The 23,174-nt window shown below is 68.6% G+C and carries 21 protein-coding genes; 16 read left to right on the top strand and 5 right to left on the bottom strand.

The genetic code is table 11. From position 1 onward, the window contains the following. The first annotated feature begins 7 nt into the window (after window positions 1-7). Window positions 8-376: an SSI family serine proteinase inhibitor gene (locus IG65_RS35970; RefSeq protein WP_156055670.1), complete on the top strand. Its 369-nt coding sequence runs from the start codon at window positions 8-10 to the stop codon at window positions 374-376. A gap of 68 nt (window positions 377-444) precedes the next feature. On the opposite strand, the gene glgB is transcribed toward IG65_RS35970, so the two are convergent. Next, entirely contained in the window at window positions 445-2,631 is a 2,187-nt protein-coding gene (gene glgB / locus IG65_RS0118180; RefSeq protein WP_051756382.1) for a 1,4-alpha-glucan branching protein GlgB, read from the bottom strand. Window positions 2,632-2,665: 34 nt separating this feature from the next. Beyond that, window positions 2,666-4,669, bottom strand: a complete 2,004-nt coding sequence (locus tag IG65_RS0118175) for an alpha-1,4-glucan--maltose-1-phosphate maltosyltransferase (protein WP_030516123.1) — start codon at window positions 4,667-4,669, stop codon at window positions 2,666-2,668. 183 nt (window positions 4,670-4,852) lie between these two features. Between IG65_RS0118175 and IG65_RS0118170 the strand changes: the two genes are divergently transcribed. From IG65_RS0118170 to IG65_RS0118155, 4 genes are all read left to right on the top strand, one after another. Then, window positions 4,853-5,614: a dienelactone hydrolase family protein gene (locus tag IG65_RS0118170; protein ID WP_030516122.1), complete on the top strand. Its 762-nt coding sequence runs from the start codon at window positions 4,853-4,855 to the stop codon at window positions 5,612-5,614. A gap of 81 nt (window positions 5,615-5,695) precedes the next feature. After that, window positions 5,696-8,281, top strand: a complete 2,586-nt coding sequence (gene glgP, locus IG65_RS0118165) for an alpha-glucan family phosphorylase (protein WP_030516121.1) — start codon at window positions 5,696-5,698, stop codon at window positions 8,279-8,281. A gap of 137 nt (window positions 8,282-8,418) precedes the next feature. Further along, the gene (locus tag IG65_RS0118160; RefSeq protein ID WP_030516120.1) at window positions 8,419-9,783 is read left to right on the top strand and encodes an NCS2 family permease; all 1,365 of its coding nucleotides are present in this window, start codon (window positions 8,419-8,421) and stop codon (window positions 9,781-9,783) included. 174 nt (window positions 9,784-9,957) lie between these two features. Continuing rightward, window positions 9,958-10,488 (top strand): DoxX family protein, encoded by a 531-nt coding sequence (locus IG65_RS0118155; RefSeq protein WP_030516119.1) that lies wholly within the window; start codon window positions 9,958-9,960, stop codon window positions 10,486-10,488. A gap of 175 nt (window positions 10,489-10,663) precedes the next feature. On the opposite strand, the gene IG65_RS0118150 is transcribed toward IG65_RS0118155, so the two are convergent. Next, a complete protein-coding gene (locus IG65_RS0118150; protein ID WP_030516118.1) occupies window positions 10,664-12,784 on the bottom strand; it encodes an ATP-dependent DNA helicase in 2,121 nt (706 codons plus the stop codon). 212 nt (window positions 12,785-12,996) lie between these two features. Here IG65_RS0118150 and IG65_RS0118145 point away from each other — a divergent pair, with 212 nt between their 5' ends. Beyond that, a complete protein-coding gene (locus IG65_RS0118145; protein ID WP_231509271.1) occupies window positions 12,997-13,857 on the top strand; it encodes an alpha/beta fold hydrolase in 861 nt (286 codons plus the stop codon). 71 nt (window positions 13,858-13,928) lie between these two features. Here IG65_RS0118145 and IG65_RS0118140 read toward each other — a convergent pair whose 3' ends face one another. Together IG65_RS0118140 and IG65_RS0118135 are read right to left on the bottom strand one after the other, a co-directional pair. Next, the gene (locus tag IG65_RS0118140) at window positions 13,929-14,507 is read right to left on the bottom strand and encodes an isochorismatase family protein (RefSeq protein WP_030516116.1); all 579 of its coding nucleotides are present in this window, start codon (window positions 14,505-14,507) and stop codon (window positions 13,929-13,931) included. A 35-nt stretch (window positions 14,508-14,542) separates the two neighbouring features. Beyond that, the gene (locus IG65_RS0118135) at window positions 14,543-15,856 is read right to left on the bottom strand and encodes a nicotinate phosphoribosyltransferase (RefSeq protein WP_030516115.1); all 1,314 of its coding nucleotides are present in this window, start codon (window positions 15,854-15,856) and stop codon (window positions 14,543-14,545) included. Window positions 15,857-15,970: 114 nt separating this feature from the next. Here IG65_RS0118135 and clpS point away from each other — a divergent pair, with 114 nt between their 5' ends. From clpS to IG65_RS0118085, 10 genes are all read left to right on the top strand, one after another. Then, window positions 15,971-16,405, top strand: coding sequence for an ATP-dependent Clp protease adapter ClpS (clpS, locus tag IG65_RS0118130; protein ID WP_081879572.1), 435 nt, complete (start codon window positions 15,971-15,973; stop codon window positions 16,403-16,405). A 22-nt stretch (window positions 16,406-16,427) separates the two neighbouring features. Beyond that, a complete protein-coding gene (locus IG65_RS0118125; RefSeq protein ID WP_030516113.1) occupies window positions 16,428-16,997 on the top strand; it encodes a DUF2017 domain-containing protein in 570 nt (189 codons plus the stop codon). 43 nt (window positions 16,998-17,040) lie between these two features. Next, entirely contained in the window at window positions 17,041-18,096 is a 1,056-nt protein-coding gene (locus IG65_RS0118120; RefSeq protein ID WP_030516112.1) for a P1 family peptidase, read from the top strand. A gap of 163 nt (window positions 18,097-18,259) precedes the next feature. After that, window positions 18,260-18,682, top strand: coding sequence for a Mov34/MPN/PAD-1 family protein (locus IG65_RS0118115; RefSeq protein WP_030516111.1), 423 nt, complete (start codon window positions 18,260-18,262; stop codon window positions 18,680-18,682). Window positions 18,683-18,729: 47 nt separating this feature from the next. Beyond that, window positions 18,730-19,041: a MoaD/ThiS family protein gene (locus tag IG65_RS0118110; RefSeq protein ID WP_051756375.1), complete on the top strand. Its 312-nt coding sequence runs from the start codon at window positions 18,730-18,732 to the stop codon at window positions 19,039-19,041. A gap of 5 nt (window positions 19,042-19,046) precedes the next feature. Then, the gene (locus tag IG65_RS0118105) at window positions 19,047-20,009 is read left to right on the top strand and encodes a cysteine synthase (protein ID WP_030516109.1); all 963 of its coding nucleotides are present in this window, start codon (window positions 19,047-19,049) and stop codon (window positions 20,007-20,009) included. A 117-nt stretch (window positions 20,010-20,126) separates the two neighbouring features. Beyond that, the gene (locus IG65_RS34835) at window positions 20,127-20,885 is read left to right on the top strand and encodes a rhomboid family intramembrane serine protease (RefSeq protein ID WP_030516108.1); all 759 of its coding nucleotides are present in this window, start codon (window positions 20,127-20,129) and stop codon (window positions 20,883-20,885) included. Window positions 20,886-20,954: 69 nt separating this feature from the next. Next, window positions 20,955-21,719 carry a cyclic nucleotide-degrading phosphodiesterase gene (locus tag IG65_RS0118095; protein ID WP_030516107.1) on the top strand — a complete coding sequence of 255 codons (765 nt, stop codon included), beginning with the start codon at window positions 20,955-20,957 and terminating at the stop codon, window positions 21,717-21,719. A gap of 76 nt (window positions 21,720-21,795) precedes the next feature. After that, complete coding sequence (rph, locus tag IG65_RS0118090; protein WP_030516106.1) at window positions 21,796-22,563, top strand: ribonuclease PH; 768 nt, start codon at window positions 21,796-21,798, stop codon at window positions 22,561-22,563. Continuing rightward, window positions 22,563-23,171 (top strand): non-canonical purine NTP pyrophosphatase, encoded by a 609-nt coding sequence (locus tag IG65_RS0118085; RefSeq protein ID WP_030516105.1) that lies wholly within the window; start codon window positions 22,563-22,565, stop codon window positions 23,169-23,171. Before rph ends, IG65_RS0118085 begins: the two co-directional genes overlap by 1 nt. Window positions 23,172-23,174 lie beyond the last annotated feature (3 nt).

Genomic DNA, 23,174 nt, shown 5'->3' with positions numbered 1-23,174 from the left:
GGCCGATGTGAAGGCGACGATGCGTGGTCTGATCGGCGCCGTATGCGCCGCGGCAGTGCTGATGCCGGCGGGCAGCGCGGCAGCCCATGATGCGGCCACCCAATTGATCTTCACCCGCACCGAACCCGATCGCTCGCCTCGCACTGTCACGTTGACCTGCGATCCGACCGGCGGCTCACATCCCGAGGCCGCCGCCGCGTGCGCGTATCTGGCCGATGCCGAACTGGCCTTACCCGATTCGGATTCCGGAGTTCGCTGTTTCCGGTACTACCCGGTGGAGTTGCGTGCGCACGGTACGGTTCGCGGCACCCCGGTGTCGATCGAGCACACCTACGGGTGTGTGGTCCCGGACCTGCCGGCGCCCTGGAAGTTCTGAGCCCGGACGACCGTGCGCACCGACCATCCGATCGTCATCGCCGAGAGCGCCACGTGGTGCGCGCTGCGTCATCCGTTGCGGCCGTTGCCGATGCTGCGGTGGTGATCGGGGGCCAGCCAGATCGCGCTGTTGGGGGCGACGGTGACCTCCGCCGAATAGGGCCGGCCGTGCCAGGGGCAGGCGGATGCCGATACCGCGCCGAGGTTGCCGGTGCCGCTGCCGCCGTACGAGGTGGCGTCGGTGTTGAGGATTTCGCGCCAGGTGCCCGAGGCCGGCAGGCCGATGCGGTAGTCGCGGTGTTCGACGCCGGAGAAATTGAAGACGCAGGCCACGACCGAGCCGTCGGTGCCGTAGCGCAGGAAGGCGAGCAGGTTGTGCGCGTGGTCGTCGGCCTCGATCCAGGCGTAGCCACCGGGCGCGGTGTCCTGGGTCCACAGCGCGGGGTGGGCGCGGTAGACGGTGTTGAGATCGGCGACGAGGGCGCGGATACCGTCGTGCAGGGGGTTGGCGAGTTCGCCCCAGTCCAGTCCGCGATCGTGTGACCACTCCCGGAACTGGCCGAACTCCTGGCCCATGAACAGCAGCTGTTTGCCCGGGTGCGCCCACATATAGGCCAGCAACGCGCGAACGCCGCAGGCCTTGGCGTAGTCGTCGCCGGGCATGCGGGTCCACAGCGTGCCCTTGCCGTGCACCACCTCGTCGTGGCTGATCGGCAGCAGATAGTTCTCACTCCACGCGTAGACCGCCGAGAACGTGATCTCGTTGTGGTGCCAGCTGCGATGCACCTGATCGCGTCCGAAGTAGCCGAGGGTGTCGTGCATCCAGCCCATATTCCATTTCAGGGTGAAGCCCAGCCCGCCGACCTCCGTGGACCGGGTGACGCCCGGCCAGGTGGTGGATTCCTCGGCGATGGTCACCACGCCGGGATGATCGGCGTGGACGGCGGCGTTCAACTCGCGCAGAAAGGCGACGGCCTCCAGATTCTCCCGTCCGCCGTGCACATTGGGCTCCCAGCCGCCGGGCGGACGCGAGTAGTCCAGGTACAGCATCGAGGCGACGGCGTCGACGCGCAGCCCGTCGATATGGAACTCCTCGAGCCAGAACCGCGCGTTGGCGACCAGGAAGTTGCGCACCTCGTTGCGGCCGTAGTCGAAAATATAAGTGCCCCATTCCAATTGCTCGCCGCGGCGAGGATCGGGATGTTCGTAGAGGGCGGTGCCGTCGAAGCGGGCCAGGGCCCATTCGTCGCGCGGGAAATGGCCAGGCACCCAATCGAGGATGACACCTATCCCGTGGGCGTGCAGGTGGTCGACGAAGGCCCGGAAATCGTCGGGGGAGCCGAAGCGAGCGGTCGGTGCGTAGTAGGAGGTGACCTGATAGCCCCAGGAGCCGCCGAAGGGATGTTCCGCCACGGGTAGCAGTTCGACGTGGGTGAAGCCCTGGGCTCGAACGTATTCCGCGAGCTGTTCGGCGGCGGTGCGATAGTCCAGCCCGGGCCGCCACGAGCCGAGATGAACTTCGTAGACGCTCATCGGCTCGCGGGTGGGGTCGCGCCGGGCACGGGTGGCGCACCAGTCCTGATCGGTCCACCGGTAGTCGGCGTCGGCGACGACCGATGCCGTCGCGGGCGGGGTCTCGGCGGCGAAGGCGAGGGGATCGGCATGGTCGGCGATCCGTCCGTCGGCGCCGTGGATGCGGTATTTGTAGCGCGTGCCCGCCGCGACGCCGGGTACGAACACCTCCCACACCCCGGACGATCCGAGCCGGCGCATCGGTGTACTGGTTCCGCTCCAGCTGTCGAAATCGCCGAAGACGGTCACGCCGCGCGCATTCGGCGCCCATACCGCGAACGACGTGCCGGTGACCTCGCCGTCGAGGGTGGTGTAGCGGCGCGGATGGGCGCCGAGTACCTCCCAGAGCCGCCGGTGTCGTCCCTCGCCGAGCAGGTGCAGATCGAGTTCGCCGACGGTCGGCAGAAACCGGTATCCGTCGGCGGTCAGCACGGTCCGGCTGCCCGGATACGACACGATCAGGCGGTAGTCCCACAGATCCGGAAATTCGACCACGCCCTCGAAGACGCCGTGGCCGATGGGGTGCAGCGGATGGTCGACGCCGCCGATGCGCGCCGACACCGAATCGGCATGGGGGCGAAGGGTTCTGATCACCGTACCGTCCGGATGCGGATGGGCGCCGAGGACCGTGTGCGGGTCGGTGTGGGTACCGGCGGCCAGCAACATCAGATCGCGCCGATTCATCGGCGCGGCCGCCGTGCCGTGGTCCGGCGTGCCGTCACCGGAAGGTCCTGCGGTAGGCCAATTCGGTGCGCGCGGCCGCGGAGACCGCGGGGAGGGCGAGGATGTGAGCGGGCGCGCGCACGGGGTCGAGTCGCACGTAATTGGTTTGCGCCCAGTGGTATTCCTCGCCGCTGATCTCGTCGTGGACCGTCGGCCGGTCGTGCCATTCCCGTCCGATGGCCGGCATGTCGAGCGAGATCATCCCGTCCTCGGCGCCGAACGGGTTGAGGTTGACCACGACCAGCACCGCGTCTCCGGAGCTCGGGTCGATCTTCGAGTACGCCAGCAGTGCCTCGTTGTCGACGTGGTGAAAGGCGATGCAGCGCAATTGTTGTAGCGCGGGATGGGCTCGGCGAATCTCGTTCAGCCGGGTGATCAACGGTTCCAGCGACTCGCCGCGGGCCGCGGCCTCGGCGAATCGTCGCGGGCGCAACTGGTACTTCTCGGAATCGAGATATTCCTCGCTGCCGGGGCGCACCGCCTGGTGCTCGAAAAGTTCGAAACCGGAATACATACCCCAGCTCGGGCCCAGCGTCGCCGCCAGCACGGCGCGCACGGCGAACATGCCCGGACCGCCGTGTTGGAGGCTCTCGTGCAGGATGTCGGGAGTGTTGACGAACAGATTGGGCCGGGCCTCGTCGGCCTTGGCGGCGAGTTCGCGACCGAATTCGGCCAGTTCGTAGGCGCCGGTGCGCCAGGTGAAATAGGTATAGGACTGGGAGAATCCGCGCCGCGCCAGACCGTAGAGCCGGGCCGGGCGGGTGAATGCCTCGGACAGGAAGATCACGTCGGGATCGGTCCGGCGCACTTGCGCGATGAGCCATTCCCAGAAGTCGGCCGGTTTGGTGTGCGGATTGTCTACCCGGAAGATGGTGACTCCCAAGGCGATCCAATGCCGCACGACGCCCAGGACGGCGGCGTAGAGCCCGTCCGGATCGTTGTCGAAATCCAGCGGGTAGATGTCCTGATATTTCTTCGGCGGATTCTCCGCGAACGCGATGGTGCCGTCGGGCAGGGTGGTGAACCATTCCGGATGGCTGCGCACCCACGGGTGGTCGGGCGCGCACTGCAGCGCCAGATCCAGCGCCACCTCGAGACCGAGTTCGCCCGCGGCACGGACGAATTCGGCGAAATCCGCCTCGGTTCCCAGGAGCGGGTGGACGGCGTCGTGGCCGCCCTCGGCCGAGCCGATCGCCCAGGGGGAGCCGAAATCGTCGGGACCGCAGGTCAGAGAGTTGTTGGGGCCCTTGCGATTCACCGTTCCGATCGGGTGGATCGGCGGCAGGTAGACGACATCGAAACCCATGGCCGCGATGCGTGGCAGTTCCTTCGTCGCGGTGGCGAAGGTGCCGTGCACCGGATTTCCGTCGGCGTCCCAGCCGCCGGTGGAGCGGGGGAAGAATTCGTACCACGAGCCGACCAGCGCTCGTCGCCGCTCGACGAGCACGGTGTGGACCGGACCGCGGGTCACCAGATCGCGCAGCGGCGTCTCGCGCAGGATCTCGGCCACCTCGGCGCTGAAGGCGGGTGCCACCCGCGCCGGCAGTTGCGCATCGCTGCGCAGCGCGGCCGCGGCGGCGCGCAATTTCTCCCACTGGCGTTTCGGCACCGCCTGGGCCGCCCGTTCGAACAGCCGGGCACCGATCTCGAGATCGTTGGCCAGATCCGCCGCGCTCTGGCCGACGGCGAGTTTCGCCTCGACCGCGGCCCGCCACCCGGTGATCGGATCGCCCCAGCCTTCGACGCGAAAGGTCCACAGCCCCGGCGTATTCGGGGTGAAGACCGCGTTGAAGACATCGGGTTCGAACTCGGGCGCCATCCGGATCCGCTGGGTGCGTCCGCCGCCCGGTCCGCGCACGGCCAGGGTGGCCGCCACCGCGTCGTGGCCCTCGCGCCACACCACGGCTCGTACCGGCACCACCTCGCCGACCACGGCCTTGGCCGGATATCCGCCCGCGACGGCCGGGGCGGTGTCATCGATGGCGATGCGACCGGTCACGGCACCAACCGTACCGGTAGTCCGGCCGCGACCACGAACACGCGCGACGTGGGCCTGGGCGATTGCGGGCCGGAGGTGCCCGTGGCAGACTTTCCGGGGCGTTGGTTCCGTTTCTGTGGACGCCGGTGCGGACTACCGGCACGAACGAATTCGCCGAGAGAGCCGAGAGAAAGGGAATTGCGCATGACAGCGGTGCAGGGGCAGGCCGTGGAGATCGCGACGCCCGACGGTGTCGCCGACGCGTACGTCACTTATCCCGCGGCGGGCGGGAAGTACCCCGGTGTGTTGCTGTACATGGACGCGTTCGGACTGCGTCCGAGCCTGCGGGCGCTGGCCGACGATGTCGCCGCGGCCGGATACACGGTGCTGGTGCCCAACGTCTTCTACCGGCACGGCCGGGCGCCGCTGGTCGAGTTGCCGGATTTCATCGATCCGCAGCAGCGCCCGGACCTGTTCGCCACGATCGTCCCGATGCTGCGGGAACTCACCCGCGATCTCGTGGTCCGCGACGCCGGCGCCTATCTGGACTGGCTCACGGCGTTCGAGCACACGGCCGGCGGGCCGATGGCCACCGCCGGCTACTGCATGGGCGGCCGGTTGGCGGTGTACACGGCCGGCGCGTTCGGTGACCGGATCGCCGCCGCGGCCGGCTTCCACACCGGGGGATTGGTCGTCGACGGCCCCGACAGCCCGCATCTCGCCGTCGAGAGTGCCACGGCGGAAATGTATTTCGGTCACGCCGACCAGGACCGGTCGCTGACGCCCGACCAGATCGAGACGTTCGACAAGGCGCTGGCCGCGGCCGGAGTGCGCTACCGCACCGAGGTCTACCCCGGCGCACACCACGGTTACACCCAGACCGACACCGCGGCCTACGACCGCGAAGCCGATGCGCGGCACCGGCGCGAACTGCTGGCCCTGCTCGCTCGGACGCTGCGGGGATAACACCTTTCGCAGCAGGTCAGCGCGCTGGCCCGGTCTCGGCGTGCGGGGTGCGGCCCGGTGCCGCCGTGTAGGGTCTACCCGGTGAAGGCATTGCGTCGTTTCACCGTCCGTGCCCATCTGCCACAGCGGTTGGCCGCCCTCGGTGAGCTGGCCGCCAATCTACGGTGGTCGTGGCACGGGCCTACTCAGGATGTGTTCGCGCAGCTGGATCCCGAGTTGTGGGTGCGGGTCGGCCGCGATCCGGTGCGGATGCTCGGCGAGGTGGACGCGGACCGGCTCGACGAGTGGGCCGCGGACCCCGATTATCAGGCGGCCGTCGACGCCGCCGAGGCCGACCTGCGGGACTATCTGACCAGACCCCGCTGGTTCGCCGAACATATCGCCGCGCAACCGCAAACCCCGGCGCCGCGCGGTATCGCCTACTTCTCCATGGAATTCGGTGTGACCGAGGTGCTGCCGAATTACTCGGGCGGGCTGGGAATTCTGGCCGGTGACCATCTCAAGGCGGCCTCGGATCTGGGATTGCCGCTGATCGGCGTCGGCCTGCTGTATCGGTCGGGCTATTTCCGGCAGTCGCTCACCGCCGACGGCTGGCAGGCCGAGCGCTATCCCGACCTCGATCCGCAAGGTCTGCCGCTGCGACTGCTGGCCGAGGAGGGCGCCCCGGTGCTCGTCCACGTGCCCATGCCCGAGAGCCGGGTGCTGCGCGCTCGGGTGTGGATCGCGCAGGTGGGGCGAATTCCGTTGCTGCTGCTCGATTCCGATATCAGCGACAACGATCCGGAACTGCGGGCGGTGACCGATCGGCTCTACGGCGGCGATCAGGACCACCGCATCAAACAGGAGATTCTGGCCGGCATCGGCGGCGTGCGCGCGATCCGCGCCTACACCCGGGCTCGCGGTCTGCCGGATCCGGACGTGTGGCATATGAACGAGGGCCACGCGGGATTTCTCGGGATCGAGCGGATCCGCGAATACATGTCGGGCGGAATGGATTTCGACTCCGCGCTCGCCGCGGTGCGGGCCGCGACCGTCTTCACCACGCATACTCCGGTGCCCGCCGGCATCGACCGGTTCGCCGCCGGGCTGGTCCGCCGCTACTTCGGCGGCGCCCACGGGGAACGGGAATCACCACTGCTGCCGGGAATTTCGGTGGACCGGATCCTGGCGCTGGGACGTGAGGCCGATCCGTCGGTATTCAACATGGCCCACCTCGGTTTGCGACTCGCCCAGCGCGCGAACGGTGTTTCGCGCTTGCACGGCGAGGTCAGCCGCGACATGTTCGCGCCGCTGTGGCCCGGATTCGACGCGGCCGAGGTGCCGATCGGTTCGGTGACCAACGGGGTGCACGCCCCGACCTGGGCGGCTCGCGAATGGATAGACAAGGCGCGCGATCTCGTCGGGCCGGAGCTCGTGGCCGAGGCGCGCGGCTGGGAACAGCTGCGGTCGGTGGATCTGCGCGAGCTGTGGGAGACCCGGGCGACGCTGCGTGCGGTGCTGGTCGCCGAGGTGCGTCGCCGGTTGCGGGAATCCTGGCTCGAACGCGGCGCGGCCCCGGCCGAATTGGGCTGGGTGGACGAGGTTTTCGATCCCGGGGTGCTGACCATCGGATTCGCCCGGCGGGTGCCCACCTACAAGCGGCTCACGCTGATGCTGCGCGATCCGGACCGGCTGCGCGCGCTGTTGCTCGATCCGGAGCGGCCGCTGCAACTGGTGGTCGCGGGTAAGAGCCATCCCGCCGACGACGGGGGTAAGGCACTGATCCAGCAGGTGGTGCGGTTCGCCGACGATCCGGCGGTGCGGCATCGCATCGTGTTCCTGCCCGACTACGACATGTCGATGGCCCGCTACCTCTACTGGGGTTGCGATGTGTGGTTGAACAATCCGCTGCGTCCGCTGGAAGCCTGTGGGACCTCCGGGATGAAGGCCGCACTCAACGGCGGCCTCAATCTCTCCATCCGCGACGGCTGGTGGGACGAAATGTACGACGGCGACAACGGCTGGGCCATCCCGACCGCCGACGGCGTCCGCGACGAACACCGGCGCGACGATCTGGAGGCGGCCGCGCTGTACGAGATGCTGCAGCGTTCGGTGCTGCCGCGGTTCTACGAGCGCGACGACTCCGGCTTGCCGGTGCGCTGGATGGAAATGGTGCGCCACACGCTGCGCACCCTCGGCCCGAAGGTGCTCGCCTCGCGCATGGTCCGCGACTACACCACCGGCTACTATCTCCCGGCCGCCGCGTCGTATGCCGCGATCGCGGCCGACGACTTCGTCGGGGCGCGGGAGCTGGCCGACTACCGCCGCCGCCTCGAGGGGGCGTGGTCGCAGGTGAAGGTCCTGCAGGTCGACAGCTCCGGCCTGCCCGATATTCCGGTGATCGGCGCGGAACTGTCGCTGCGGGCCCGCATCGATCTCGCCGGGCTGTCCGTCGGCGACGTGGTGGTGCAGGCGGTACTGGGCCGGGTCGGTTCCGACGACGAGCTGACCGATACCGAGGTCGTCGACATGGACCACATCGCCACGGATGCCGGCACCGAGCAGTTCGCGGTCACCACGCCGGTGCCGCATTCCGGTGCTGTCGGGTATACCGTCCGCGTGCTGCCCAGACACCGTTTGCTGTCGGGTCCGGCAGAACTCGGATTGGTCGCCGCGGCGCGGCCGTAGAACGTCTGGTCAGCGGGGATATCGGCGAACGTGATTTGCCGCATGTTCGCCGATCTGAATGGCATCGAACGGTCCGGGACCGATACGGTGCCCTCGGCACAGTCCGATAGGTCCGGGGCAAGGGTGGAGAGCAGTACATGAGCAGTGTCGACGTCCTGTCACGGTCCAAGGGACGCCTCGATTCCTACTTCGGAATCGCGAGGCTCGAATCGACCGTGAAGCGCGAGCTCATGGCCGGCACCGTCACCTTCCTGGCGATGTCCTATGTGCTCGCGGTCAACCCGGCGGTTCTCGGCGACCACGGTCAACTCGGATCGCGCGGCATTCCGACCCAGGCGGTGTTCACCGCGACCGCGGTGGCCGCGGTGGTGGGCACGCTGGTGATGGGGGTATGGGCGCGCTATCCGATCGCGCTGGCGCCCGGGATGGGGCTCAACGCCTTCTTCGCGTATTCGGTCGTGCTGGGGATGGGGATCGACTGGCAGGTTGCGCTGTCGGGCACGCTGCTGTCGGGCATCATCTTCTTCATCCTCGCGGTGACCAAGGTTCGCGAGAAGATCATCGACGCGATTCCGCTGCAGCTGAAACTTGCCGTCGGCGCGGGGATCGGCATGTTCGTCGCCTTCCTCGGCTTCAAGAACGCCGGGATCGTGGTCTCGGATCCGGCGACCTTCGTACACCTGGGTGATTTCACCAAGGGGACCACGCTGCTGGCTCTGTTCGGACTGCTGGTGACGGTGGTCTTCCTGGTGCTGGGCTGGCACGGCGCGGTGCTGTACGGCATCGTCTGCACAACGGTCGTCGGCATCGTCAGCGGGCTGGTGCACCTGCCGCATCAGGTGGTGGCGCTGCCGCACGGGCTGGACCAGACCTTCGGCCAAGCCATCGTGAATCTGCCGCACGCCTTCACCGGTCAGATGGCGATCGTCGTGCTGACCATGCTGTTCGTCGACTTCTTCGACGCCTCGGGCACGCTGATCGGAATCGCCAACCAGGCCGGGCTGCTCGGGCCCGACGGGAAACTGCCGCGCGCCGCGCAGGCGCTGGCCGCCGATTCGATCGGTACCGCCGCGGGCGCGATCATCGGCACCTCGACGACCACCGCCTATGTCGAATCCACGGCCGGTGTCAGTGCGGGCGGGCGTACCGGGCTCACCGCGGTGTCGACCGCGGGGTGGTTCCTGGCCGCCATGTTCTTCTTCCCGATCTTCGCGGTGGTGGCCGACGTTCCCGCCGTGACGGCGCCGGCGCTGATCGTGGTGGGTGTGCTGATGTCGCGGGCGCTCGGCGACATCGATTGGAGCAAGCTCGAATTCGCGATCCCGGCGTTCATCACCGTGATCATGATGCCGCTGACCTACTCGATCGCCAACGGAATCGCGATGGGGCTGACCTTCTATCCCGTCGTCATGGTCGCGCGGCGGCGCGGGCGGGAGGTGCACCCGGTCATGTGGGTGCTGATGGCGGTCTTCCTCGCGTACTTCTTCTTCCTCGCCGAGTAGACCGCTCGGCGGCCGCCGATGAGTTCGGCGGGGATTCCTCGTCCTATGAGCAAGCCGGACGGAACGAACCGCACGGAACAACTCCGTGAACCGGGTTCGGTTGGTGACCGTGTTATCAATCGGACCGCAGTCCGTTTTGCTTTCGCCAACTAACGAGATGAGGACTCCGCGATCATGACTGCCAACACCGAAACCCGGACCGCCCGCCCGCTGGAATTCCGGACGGTCGCCGATCCCGTCGCCGCTGATATCGGCCTCCTACTGCTGCGGCTGGTCTTCGGCGGACTGCTGTTCGTGCACGGCACCCAGAAACTCTTCGGCTGGTTCAACGGTTACGGCCTGTCCGCGACCGCCGACGGATTCCAGCAGATGGGTTACGACCCCGGAAAATTCTTCGCCACCCTGGCCGGGCTGTGTGAGGCCGTCGGCGGCGGACTGCTGTTCCTCGGGCTGGTGACGCCCTTGGCTGCCGCGATCGTGCTCGGCACCATGATCAATGCGATGCATGTGACCTGGCCGCACGGGCTCGCCGGATACGAATCCGCCCTGTTGTTCGCGGTGGTCGCGGTGGCACTGGGCTTCACCGGCCCGGGCCGGTTCTCAGTCGACCACGGGCGGCCGTGGCAGCGGCACGGCATCGTCTGGGGAGTCGGTGCGGTCGTGATCGGTGTGGTGGCCGCGGTGATCACCCTGTTGGTGAAGTAGTTTCGCGACCCGGGCGATATGAGTGTCCCCACGTCGCGTGCAGGGTTCGCGACGCGGGGACCTCGGATACTCCGATGTGGGAATTGGGGGTGCACCGGAAGTATCGCCCGCCAACCTACTTCCGGATAGAAGTAGTTTCCCAGCCAATGTGGGTGGTGTCACATAACGGTACGGTTCATTTTTCGGCGGCGGTGGTCAGATCGGCGGCCGTGGCGGTCAGGCGCCGCAGCGCCTTGGTGACGACCTCGGGATCGGAGGTCTCCCAGTACGGCGGCAACGAGGCGCGCAGATATCCGCCGTACCGGGCGGTCACCAGCCGGGAATCCAGAATCGCCACCACGCCGCGATCGTGCACGCTGCGCAGCAGCCGTCCGGTGCCCTGAGCCAGCAGCAGGGCGGCGTGGTTGGCCGCGATGGTCAGGAAGCCGTTGCCGCCGCGTGCCTGGACAGCCTGCTGCCGGGCGACCAGCAGTGGATCGTCGGGCCGGGGAAAGGGAATCCGGTCCAGAATGACCAGGCTCAGCGACGGTCCCGGAACGTCCACGCCCTGCCACAGCGAGAGCGTGCCGAACAGCGAGGTCGCGGGATCGTCGGCGAAGCGGCGGACCAGCGTGCCGGTGGCGTCCTCGCCCTGGCACAGGATGGGTGTGTCCAGGCGTTCGCGCAGGATTTCGCTGGCGGCCTTGGCGGCCCGCATCGAGGAGAACAGCCCCAGCGTGCGCCCGCCGGCCGCCTCGATCAGCCGCTCGATCTCGTCCAGATAGGACGGGGCCAGGCCGTCGCGACCGGGGGCCGGGAGATGTTTGGCGACGTAGAGGATGCCGGATTTCGCGTGATCGAAGGGTGAGCCCACATCCAGCGAATTCCAGCGCATGGCCGAGGTGTCGGCGGGCGCTTCGGCCCCGTTGGCCATGGTCGGGTCGATGCGGCGGATGCCCTTGTCCGCGCGGTCGGCGCCCGGGACGTCGGTTCCGGCGCGATCGGGTGTCTGCGGGGGCAGGCCCCAGGTGACGGCCAATCCGTCGAAGGATCCGCCGACCTGCAACGTGGCCGAGGTGAGAATGACCGTCGCGGTGCCGAACAACCGGCTGCGCAGCAACCCGCCCACGGAGAGCGGGGCCATGTGCAGCGTGCGCCGGGCGACGCCGCGCACCTCGTCCACCGCCAGCCACAGCACATCGCGTCGGGCCGCGGGATCGGGTTCCTCGAACGCCGTCAGCGCGCGCACGGCCGTATCGTGCACCTCCTCGACCGCGGCCACCGCCATGTTGCGGGCCGCGGCGGCCTCCGGATCGCCTTGTGGCGCACCGGAACCGGGAGGTGCGAGGGAAGTGCGGACGGTCCAGGCGGCATCGCGCAGCAGGGCCAGAACCTGATCGCCGCCGGCGGGTAACTCGTCCCAGCGGCCCGCCGGCAGATCCTCGAGCAATTCGTGCCAAGCCTCCGCCGCACCCTCGAGCCGGTCGAGATCGCCCTCGTCGACGAGTTTGGTGCAGCGCTTGGCCGCCGCGGTGATGGTGGCGGTGGACAGTTCCGCGGTCGCCACGCCGGTGACCCGGTCCACCAGTTCGTGCGCCTCGTCGATGACGACCACATCGTGTTCGGGCAGCACCTGGATGCCGCTGATGGCATCGATGGCCAGCAGCGCGTGGTTGGTGACCACCACATCGGCCTGTCCGGATTCCGCGCGGGCGCGTTCGGCGAAACAGTCGGTGCCGAACGGACAGCGCGATTTGCCCAGGCATTCCCGCGCCGACACGCTGACCTGGCGCCATGCCCGGTCGCTGACGCCGGGGACCAGTTCGTCCCGGTCGCCGGTCTCGGTATCGGAGGCCCACTCGTTGAGTCGCTGCACCTCGCGCCCGAGCCGGGAGATCGCGAAGGCGTCGAACAGTTCGGTCTCCGGTGGTTCGTCCGGGATCGCGCTGTTGATCTTGTGCAGGCACAGATAGTTGTTGCGGCCCTTGAGGATCGCGAACCGGGCGCGCCGGCCCAGTGGTTTCTCCAGCGCCTGCGCCAACCGCGGCAGATCGCGGTCGACCAGCTGCCGCTGCAGCGCGATGGTGGCCGTCGACACCACGACCGTCCGTCCGCTCTGCACCGCGTGCCGCAGGCTCGGCACCAGATACGCCAGCGACTTACCGGTGCCGGTTCCGGCCTGGACGGCCAGGTGCTCCTTGGTGTCGATGGAGTGCGCGACCGCGGCCGACATCGTCTGCTGACCGGTACGCGCCGTACCGCCGAGTGCTTCCACGGCGGTCGCCAGCAGGGTCGGTACGGGCGGGAGTTCGGGCACCCAGGAAGACTAGCGCCCCCTGCCGACAATCGACCCGACCGGCGGCGGTCGCCCGTGCCTGCCCGCTCCCGTCCGCGCGAGGTTGTGCACAGGCCGGCGGTTGTCCACAGGGGCCGTCGCGGTGACGCCGGATCCGGTGGCCGCGTCCGGGGCGGCCAGTAGGGTTGGCGGTAATCCGCATCAGGGGGTGCGGTACGGGGAAGGAGATGCGCGTGGAGCCGGATTACCGCACCTGGATCGCCGGGGGTTCGCACCTGGAGCTGAGTGGCCACCGGATCTTCCACCGGCAGGACGGCCCGATCGACGGGCGGCCGGTGACGCTGCTGCACGGATATCCGACGTCCTCGCACGACTGGGTCTCGATCCTGCCCGCCCTCACCGAATCCGGCTGCCGGGTAACGACTCTGGATTTCCTCGGTTTCGGTGCCAGCGACAAACCGCGCGGGCACGACTACCGGATGACCGAACAGGCCACGCTGGTCGAACAGCTCTGGCAGCGGCTCGGAATCACCGGCACCGCGCTCGTGGCACACGATTACGGGGTCAGCGTGGCACAGGAGTTGCTGGCCCGTGACAGTACGCGGGTACAGCGGATGGCCTGGCTCAACGGCGGCCTGTACCCGGACCTGTACCGGCCCTTGCCGATTCAGCATCTGATGACCACCCCGATCGGCAAGATACTGAATCCGCTCATGTCGGAGACGACCTTCCGGATGACCCTGCGCAGGATCCTGGGGCGCCCGGTCCCCGATGCCGATCTGCATCAGATGTGGCTGGCGATGACCGACGGCGGCGGTAAGCACGTGCAATGGGCGCTCAACCGCTACCACGCCGAGCGCCGGGCCAATGCCGAACGCTGGCAGCAGGCGCTCGAAACGTATTCCGGGCCCACGCTTTTCGTATGGGGTCCGGCCGATCCGATCAGTGGCGGCCATCTCCTTCCGCGCCTGCGGGAACGGCTGCCGGGAGCGCGCTTCGAAGTGCTGGACGAGCCGCCCGCGACGGGTCACTATCCCCAAGTCGAGAACCCCGAGGCGGTGGCCGGTGCGCTGGTCGGCTTCCTGGCCGGCTGAGATCGGGCGGGGTCGAAGTCCGGTCCGCCCGGGACCGCGGCGCGGCTCGGGTCAGTTCAGCAAGGCTCGGGTCAGTTCAGCAAAGGGACCTGTCCGGACAACTCGACACCGGCCGCACGCAGACGATCCAGCGCGATCTGCGTCGTCTCCGCCGACACCGCCGCGGTGAGATCGAGCAGAACCCGCGTGGACAGACCCGCTGCGCGGGCGTCGGCGGCGGTGGCGCGGACACAGTGGTCGGTGGCGATGCCACAGACGTCCACCGCGTCGATGCCCTTGGCGCGCAACCACTCCGCCAATCCGACCGCGTCTTCGGTCGCGCCTTCGAAGCCGGAATAGGCGGCACTGTAGGCGCCCTTGGAGAACACCGCCTCGAAATGTGTGATCTCCAGGTTCGGGTGGAAATCCGCACCCGGGGTGCCGGCGGCGCAATGACGCGGCCAGGTGTCCACGAAGTCGGGCCGATCGGAGAAGTGGCCGCCCGGATCGATGTGCAGATCGCGGGTGGCGGCGATGGCGGCATAGTCGTCGCCCCGGGCGACCAGATACTCGCTGATCTGCCGGGCCACCGCGGCCCCGCCCGCGACCGCGAGGGAGCCGCCCTCGCAGAAGTCGTTCTGCACATCGACGACGATGAGTGCTCTACCCATCTCCCGCACCTCGTTTCGCGCCGGTTGCCTCTCCTTCATTGTAGGAATGTGGTCGCTACAGCCGGTTCGCCCGCGGACAATTTCAAACCTTCCCAGGGGAGGCTGACCAGCCCGCGTGCCACCAACTCCCGGCTGCCGGCCAGGTCCGGTGAATCGGCTGCCGGCTCGCCTTTGCGAATGAGCGGAATCAGCAGATCCCGCACCTCGTACCCGTTGCCGGTGGGTCGGGGTGCCGCGGCCGGATACACGATCTCCTCGACGATGGTGCCGGTATCGCGGGACAGTCGCACGGCGCGCTTGGTACCGCCTCGCGACTGTTTGTGACTGCTGCGCTTGGCCACCGGTACGCCCTCGACTTCCACCAGCTTGTAGACCATTCCGGCGGTCGGCGCGCCCGACCCGGTGACCAGGGAGGTGCCCACGCCGTAGACGTCGACCGGTTCGGCGCGCAGGGCGGCGATCGCGTATTCGTCCAGATCGCCGGATACCACGATGCGGGTGTGTTTCGCGCCGAGGGCGTCGAGCTGATCGCGCACCTGCCGCGCCAAGACGCCCAGGTCGCCGGAATCGATACGCACACCGCCCAATTCGGGCCCGGCCACCTCGATGGCCCGGGCCACCCCGGCGGTGATGTCGAAGGTGTCCACCAGCAGTGTGGTGCCGATGCCCAGCGCGTCGACCTGACTGCGGAACGCCGCCGCCTCGTGCTGTCCGTCCGGGCCGCTGTGCAGCAGCGTGAAGGCGTGAGCGCTGGTGCCGGCGCCGGGAATCCCGTAGCGCCGCACCGCCTCCAGATTCGAGGTGGCGTCGAATCCGGCCAGATAGGCGGCGCGGGCGCAGGCGGGAGCGGCCAGTTCGTGGGTGCGGCGCGAACCCATCTCGATCATCCGGCGTCCCGCGGCCGCGCTGACCATCCGAGCCGCCGCGGCGGCGATCGCGCTGTCGTGGTTGAGGATCGACAGGATCAGCGTTTCCAGTACCACGCACTCGGCGAAACTGCCTCGCACCGACAGGATCGGCGAGCCGGGGAAGTAGAGATCGCCTTCCAGATAGCCGTCGATATCGCCGGTGAAGCGGAAATCGCGCAGCCATTCCAGGGTCCGCGGGTCCAGGAATCGCGCTGCCACAGCGAGTTCGGCTTCGCCGAAACGGAAGTCCCGCAACGCGGTGAGCAACCGGTCGGTACCCGCGACGACGCCGTATCGGCGGCCGTGTGGCAACTGGCGAGCGAATACCTCGAAGGTGCATTGCCGCTGGGCCGAACCGTCCGCCAGGGCGGCCGCGAGCATGGTCAGCTCGTACTGGTCGGTCAGCAGGGCGGTGCTCGCGGCGGCGGCCGATGTGTCCACGCGGCCACTGTAGACATACCGGACGCGCGGCGGCGCGGATGGCCTTCGGGACCTGCTCGGCGCGGGTGTTGTTTATCCGGAGGCGCGTCGTACTCTGAGGGTATGGGTCTGTGCATGAGAGACGCCGTCCGGATCGCCGCCGGTCCGGTCGGCGCGAACCAGGCAGCGGCGCGAGCGACGGGCCCGCAGGACACGGCATGGTCGGAGCAGTCGTGGGCGGGGCGAACCAGCCGCGTATGCGCCGTAGCCGGACAGTTGTCGGCGGCTCAGGCCACACCGGAAACCGTCGAGGTCACCGAGATCCTGGAGGCCGAGGACCGGCCGTGGGTCACGGTGGTCTGGGACGACCCGGTGAACCTGATGCACTACGTCACCTACATCTTCCAAAAGCTGTTCGGTTACAGCAAAGCCAAGGCAACCGAACTGATGCTGCAGGTACACAACGAGGGCAAGGCGGTGGTGTCGTCGGGGTCCCGGGACAGGATGGAGCACGACGTTCAGCGTCTGCATGCCGCCGGACTCTGGGCGACCATGCAACGTGACCAGTGACCGCGACGGCTACGGTAGCCCCGTGCGCAAGTGGAGCAGGAAGAACTCGCTGAGCGGGCTCAAGCTGCGGTCGGAAATGGACCCCAGGGAGGCGGACGTTCTGCGTTCGCTGGTGGGGGCGGTAACCGGACTGCTCACCGATCGGGCCCGGTCCACCCCCGAGGACGATCTCGCGGAGCTGACCGGACTTCGCACCGGCAACAGCGCTCCGCCGGAGGACCCGCGGCTGGCGCGGCTGCTGCCCGACTTTCATCGCAAGGAACCCGGTTCCCCGGACGCCGACCGCGCCGATCTCAACAGCGCTCTGCGCAGCCTGCACGAACCCGAGATCATCGACGCGAAGGTCGCCGCCGGTACGGTGGTTCTGGAAACCCTGCCCGAGCGCGGCGGCAAGATCGTGCTCACCCCCGAACAGGCCGACGCCTGGCTGAACGCGCTCAACGACGTGCGGTTGGCGCTCGGCACCGCACTGGGCATCGATCCCGACACGCCGGACCAACTCGATCCGGACGACCCCCGCGCCCCGCACCTGGACGTCTACCACTGGCTCACCTGGATGCAGGATTCGTTGCTGCACGCCCTCGCTCCCTGACTCCGCTCTCGCCGCGCGGATGCCGACCTCTGCAGGAGGACATGTGACTTCGGTGCCGGGACCTCGCGATTCGATCACCGATATCGCTGGTGTGCTCGTCGGCCATCATCACGAACTCGATCCGGACGCGACGCTGGGTTCCGGCGCCGCGACCGGATGCACCGTGGTGCGCGTGCCGGGCGGCGCCACCGCCTCGGTCGACGTGCGCGGCGGGGGACCGGGTACCCGCGAGACCGATCTGCTCGATCCCGGACAGACGGTGCGGCAGGTGAATGCGGTGCTGCTCACCGGGGGCAGCGCCTACGGGCTGGCGGCCGCCGACGGGGTGATGCGCCGGCTGGAGGAGGACGGCGAGGGCATTCCGATGGATCCGGCCGATCCCTCGCGGGTGGTGCCGATCGTTCCGGGCGCGGTGATCTTCGATCTTCCGGTGGGAGCGTGGGATATCCGGCCGACCGCGGAATTCGGTTATCGCGCAACGGAATCGGCGAGTGCGGTGTTCGAGCGTGGCAGTGTGGGCGCCGGTACCGGCGCGCGAGCCGGTTCCCTCAAAGGCGGAATCGGCACGGCCAGTGTGCGTTTCACCGCGGGCCCGGCCGCCGGTCACACCGTCGGTGCGCTGGTGGTCGCCAATCCGGTCGGCTCGGTATTCGATCCGCGGACCGGTCTGCCGTGGGGAGCGGGTACCGACGGACCGGAGCACGGTCTGGCACCCGCCACCACCGAAGCGCTGGCCCGCGCCAATGCCCTGCCGGTGAAGGGAACCGTGCTCAACACCACCATCGGTGTGGTGGCCACCGATGCGGCGCTGGATCCGGCGGGATGTCGCCGCCTCGCCGTCACCGCGCACGACGGGCTGGCCCGCGCGATCCGTCCCGCCCATTCCCCGCTGGACGGCGACACTCTGTTCGCGCTGGCCACCGGCACAGTGACCACGGAATCGAATATCGCGCTGCCGCCCGCGTTTCCGGCGGATCTGCTGCTGCTCGACGAACTGTGCACCGCGGCCGCGGTCTGTGTGGAGCGGGCGATCGTGGACGCGGTCCTGCGGGCGAACCCGGTGGCGGGCATTCCGACCTACCGCGAGTTGTTCGGCTGAGTGGCGTCCGCCCCGATCGAGGTATTCCGCCGCCCTCCGACGTGCCATATCAGGCCCGGCCGCGCGGTGGGTGGGAATAGCCGAATATCCTCGGCCGTTGACGGCAGCGATACGACCCGCGCGGGCCGGGCGCGTCGCGGGCGTGAGCGGAAGGATTCGAACTGTGCTGGTGATCAGGGCCGATCTCGTGGATGCGATGGTGGCGCACGCCCGCGCCGATCATCCCGACGAGGCCTGCGGTGTGATCGCCGGCGCCGAGGGCTCCGACCGCCCCGAGCGATTCGTGGCGATGATCAACGCAGAGCGCTCGCCCACCTTCTATCGATTCGACTCCGGCGAACAGCTGCGGGTCTGGCGGGAGATGGACGACCGCGACGAGGAGCCGGTGGTGATCTACCACTCGCACACCGCCACGGAGGCCTATCCGAGCCGGACGGACATCTCGTACGCCTCCGAGCCGAACGCCCACTACGTGCTGGTGTCCACCCGCGACCCGCACGAGCACGAACTGCGCAGCTACCGGATCCTCGACGGTGTGGTCACCGAGGAACCGGTGAAGATCGTGACCGAATACCCCCGGGCCTGAGCCCGACGCGTCCGCGAACCAGGCGATTAGAAGAAACAGGAGCACCCATGTCGGTAACCGTGTCCATCCCGACCATCATGCGCACCCTCACCGGAGGTGAGAAGCGGGTCCAGGCGACCGGTTCCACCCTCGCCGAGGTGATCGGTGACCTCGAGACCAACTACCCCGGACTCGAACAGCGCCTGCTGTCCGACGGCAAGCTCAACCGCTACGTCAACATCTACGTCGACGACGAGGACGTGCGCTTCGCCGGCGGGCTGGAGGCCGAGGTTCCGGCCAACGGATCGGTGACCATTCTTCCCGCCGTCGCCGGAGGCGGCCTGGACAGCACCGTCGCCGGCGGCGCGCTCGGCCGCTGATTTCCGTGGCACGCTACGAATCGCTGATCGAGACCCTCGGCAACACCCCGCTGGTGGGTCTGCGGACGCTGTCGCCCAAATGGGACGGTGACGACCACGTCCGGCTGTGGGCCAAACTCGAGGACCGCAACCCGACCGGGTCGATCAAGGACCGACCCGCCCTGCGCATGATCGAACAGGCCGAGGCCGACGGCACGCTGCGGCCCGGCTGCACGATTCTGGAGCCGACCAGTGGCAATACCGGCATCTCGCTGGCCATGGCCGCCAAGCTCAAGGGCTATCGCCTGGTCTGTGTGATGCCGGAGAACACTTCGGTCGAGCGGCGGCAGCTGCTGACCATGTTCGGCGCCGAAATCATCGACTCGCCGGCGGCCGGTGGTTCCAACCAGGCCGTCGCGAAGGCCAAGCAGATCGCCGCCGAACATCCCGACTGGGTGATGCTGTACCAGTACGGCAATCCCGCCAATGCCGACGCGCACTATCAGGGCACCGGCCCGGAGATCCTGGCGGACCTTCCGGAGATCACCCACTTCGTCGCCGGTCTGGGCACCACCGGGACTCTGATGGGAACCGGTCGTTACCTGCGCGAGAAGGTCGCGGAGATCGATATCGTGGCCGCCGAGCCGCGATACGGCGAACTGGTCTACGGCTTGCGCAACATCGACGAGGGCTTCATTCCGGAGCTCTACGACGAGTCGGTGCTGACCTCGCGGTTCTCCGTCGGGCCCTACGACGCGGTGCGGCGCACCCGGGAGCTGGTACTGGAGGAGGGCATCTTCGCCGGCATCTCCACCGGTGCGATCCTGCACGCCGCCCTCGGTGTGGGCAACAAGGCGTTGCGCGCGGGCAAGCGGGCCGATATCGCGTTCGTGGTGGCCGACGGTGGCTGGAAATACCTGTCGACCGGCGCGTACGACGGCACGCTCGAGGAAGCCGAGGAACGGCTCGAAGGTCAGCTCTGGGCGTAATCCCGGTGGACCGGCCGCAGCGCCGGTCCGAGTCCGGTTCCTCGCCGCAGCGGTACCGTTGAGGGCGAGCGACCGGACGGCCGGTCTCGCGAGGAGGTGATGGCGGTGGCCGAGCAGATGGGCCCGTCCTTCGACCCGGATCGGATTGCCGCGCTGCGGGCCGAACTGCAGAAGTCCGCGGGAACGCCCGCCGGTTCCGTACCGTCCGGTTCGCAATCTCCGTCGCCGCGGCCCGTTCCCGCTACGCCGGCATCCGAGTCCGGACGCACCGCCGCGCTGAAGTTGTTGTGGCAGCGGGCGATTGCGATGACCCTCAGCTTCGTGGCGCTGCTGTACGCGGTCGAGGGGGTCGACACCGTCTCGAACCACGACCTCGACGGTGCGGGGGTAAGGCCCCGGACGGCCGCGGGTCTGGAGGGCATCGTCTTCGCCCCCGTCCTGCACGCGAATTGGGCGCATCTGATCGGCAACACCCTGCCGGTGATCGTGCTCGGACTGCTGACCTTGCTCACCGGGATCGGTCGCGGTCTGGCCGCCACCGCCATCGTCTGGATCGTGGCGGGGATCGGCACCTGGCTCACCGGAGCGAGCGGTTCGGTGCACATCGGCGCCTCGGTCCTGGTGTTCGGCTGGCTCACCTATCTGATCTCGCGCGGCCTGTTCACCCGCAACCTGTGGCAGATCCTCGTGGGCGTCGTCGTGGGTGTGCTCTACGGCTCGATTCTGTGGGGTGTGCTGCCCGGACAGTCCGGAATCTCTTGGCAAGGGCATCTTTTCGGTGCGTTGGGTGGACTGCTGGCCGGCTGGGTACTCTCATCGAATGAACGTCGTCATCGTCGCGGGGAGAGTGCCGGCCGCCTCGCATCGTCGGGGTGACTGCGGAACTCGGCCGGCGATTTGGGGGATCCCCAGTTGAGTGAGAATGCAGCGTGGCAGCATGGGGGAATGCGCCTCACCGTCCTCGGGTGTTCGGGCAGTGTGTCCGGCCCGGATTCCCCTGCGTCGGGCTATTTGCTGACCGGTCCGGATATGACCCCCACCGTGATCGATTTCGGTCCCGGCGTGCTGGGTGCGTTGCAGCGCCACCTGGATCCCGGCGAGGTCGACATCTTCCTCACCCACCTGCACGCCGATCACTGCCTGGACCTGCCCGGATTGCTGGTGTGGCGGCGGTATCACCCGAACCCGCCGACCGGGAAGGCCATCGTGCAGGGCCCCTCGGATTCGGCGCTGCGAATCGGCAACGCCTCGGCCGAGATCGGCGGCGAATGCGACGACTGGTCCGACGTGATCGATATGCGCCCCTGGGAGGAAGGCGCCGAGGTGCGCTTCGGTCCCGGCCACACGGTGGTCGCCCGCCGGATGTACCACCCGCCGGAGTCCTACGGCCTGCGCATCACCACCGCCACCGGCCGCACCCTGGTCTACACGGGTGACACCGCATTGTGCCCCGCCGTTTTCGAACTCGCGGAGGGCGCCGACATCCTGCTGTCGGAAGCCTCTTGGACGCACGATCCGGCCAATCGCCCACCGGGGATTCACCTTTCGGGTACCGAGGCCGGAATGATCGCCGCCCGTGCGAATGTCGGCGAACTGCTGCTCACCCACATTCCGCCGTGGACCTCGCGCGAGGACGTCATCGCCGAGGCCAAGGAGCAGTTCAGCGGGCCCGTGCACGCGGTCTCGCCGGGCGAGGTCATCGACATCTGAGCGCCGACCCCGCCGGGTGGAGATGTTGGTGCCCCGCCGGGGGAGGGGCGTCGTACCCATCCCTTAGGCTGGCGTGGTGTCTAGACGAGCCGATGGCAGAGCGGACGACGAGCTCCGCGAGGTAAGGATCACCCGGGGATTCACCACGCATCCGGCGGGTTCGGTACTGGTCGAATTCGGTCAGACGCGGGTGATGTGCACCGCGAGCGTCACCGAGGGCGTGCCCCCGTGGCGGCGCGACTCCGGATTGGGCTGGCTCACAGCCGAATACGCGATGTTGCCGGCCGCCACTCACACCCGCAGCGGGCGCGAATCGGTGAAGGGCAAGGTCGGCGGGCGCACCCAGGAGATCAGCCGTCTGGTCGGCCGGTCGCTGCGGGCGTGCATCGACCTGGCCGCGATCGGCGAGAACACCATCGCCCTCGACTGCGATGTCCTGCAGGCCGACGGCGGCACCCGCACCGCGGCGATCACCGGCGCCTATGTGGCGCTGGCGGATGCGATCACCTACCTCGGAGCCGCCGGCCGCCTGGCCGATCCGCAGCCGATCTCGTGCATGATCGCCGCGGTCAGCGTCGGTGTGGTGGACGGGCGGGTGCGCCTGGACCTGCCGTACGAGGAGGATTCGCGCGCCGAGGTCGATATGAACGTGGTCGCGACCGACACCGGCACCCTGGTCGAGATCCAGGGCACCGGCGAGGGCGCCACCTTCCCCCGCTCGACTCTGGACAAGCTGCTGGATTCCGCGCTGGCCGGTTGTGAGCAGCTGTTCGAGGTCCAGAAGCAGGCGCTCGCGCTGCCGTATCCGGGACATCTGCCCGAGCCGGGCGAGAAGAGGAAGTAATGGCGCGCCGGGTACTGGTGGCCAGTCGCAACGCGAAGAAGCTCGGCGAACTGCGCCGCATCCTCGCCGAGGCGGGCGTCGCGGGTCTGGAGATCATCGGCCTGGACGAGGTGCCGCCGTTCCCGGAGGCCCCCGAAACGGGTGCGACCTTCGAGGAGAATGCTCTCGCCAAGGCTCGCGACGGTGCGGCGGCCACCGGATTGCCTTGTGTGGCAGACGATTCCGGCCTCGCGGTCGACGCTCTCAACGGTATGCCGGGCGTGCTGTCCGCGCGCTGGGCGGGCCGCCACGGCGACGACGCGGCCAACAACGAGCTGCTGCTCGCCCAGCTGGGAGACGTCCCCGACGAACGCCGCGGCGCCCGCTTCGTCTCGGCCTGCGCTCTGGTCGCCGACGGCCGTGAGGTCGTCACCCTCGGCCAATGGCCGGGCAGGATCGCGCGAAAGCCGGTCGGCGACGGCGGTTTCGGCTACGACCCCTTGTTCGTCCCGGCCGGCGGATCGGTCTCGGCGGCCCAGCTCACTCCGGCGGACAAGGACGCCGCCTCCCACCGCGGCCGAGCCCTGCGCGCCCTGCTCCCGGCACTGGCAGACCTGGCCGAGTCCTGAGCG

Source organism: Nocardia sp. NRRL WC-3656, from assembly GCF_000720265.1.
GTDB lineage: Bacteria > Actinomycetota > Actinomycetes > Mycobacteriales > Mycobacteriaceae > Nocardia > Nocardia nova.
The sequence above is the reverse complement of the archived record's forward strand: the minus strand, read 5'-3'. Positions and strand labels throughout refer to the sequence as shown.

Excerpts from the sequence above, each read along its gene's own strand:
- IG65_RS0118170 (WP_030516122.1), top strand. The coding sequence starts at position 4,853 with ATGACAGCGGTGCAGGGGCAGGCCGTGGAGATCGCGACGCCCGACGGT.
- IG65_RS0118155 (WP_030516119.1), top strand. The coding sequence starts at position 9,958 with ATGACTGCCAACACCGAAACCCGGACCGCCCGCCCGCTGGAATTCCGG.
- IG65_RS0118110 (WP_051756375.1), top strand. The coding sequence starts at position 18,730 with ATGTCGGTAACCGTGTCCATCCCGACCATCATGCGCACCCTCACCGGA.
- clpS (WP_081879572.1), top strand. The coding sequence starts at position 15,971 with ATGAGAGACGCCGTCCGGATCGCCGCCGGTCCGGTCGGCGCGAACCAG.
- IG65_RS34835 (WP_030516108.1), top strand. The coding sequence starts at position 20,127 with ATGGGCCCGTCCTTCGACCCGGATCGGATTGCCGCGCTGCGGGCCGAA.
- IG65_RS0118160 (WP_030516120.1), top strand. The coding sequence starts at position 8,419 with ATGAGCAGTGTCGACGTCCTGTCACGGTCCAAGGGACGCCTCGATTCC.
- IG65_RS0118085 (WP_030516105.1), top strand. The coding sequence starts at position 22,563 with ATGGCGCGCCGGGTACTGGTGGCCAGTCGCAACGCGAAGAAGCTCGGC.
- glgB (WP_051756382.1), bottom strand. The coding sequence starts at position 2,631 with ATGAATCGGCGCGATCTGATGTTGCTGGCCGCCGGTACCCACACCGAC.
- IG65_RS0118095 (WP_030516107.1), top strand. The coding sequence starts at position 20,955 with ATGCGCCTCACCGTCCTCGGGTGTTCGGGCAGTGTGTCCGGCCCGGAT.
- IG65_RS0118140 (WP_030516116.1), bottom strand. The coding sequence starts at position 14,507 with ATGGGTAGAGCACTCATCGTCGTCGATGTGCAGAACGACTTCTGCGAG.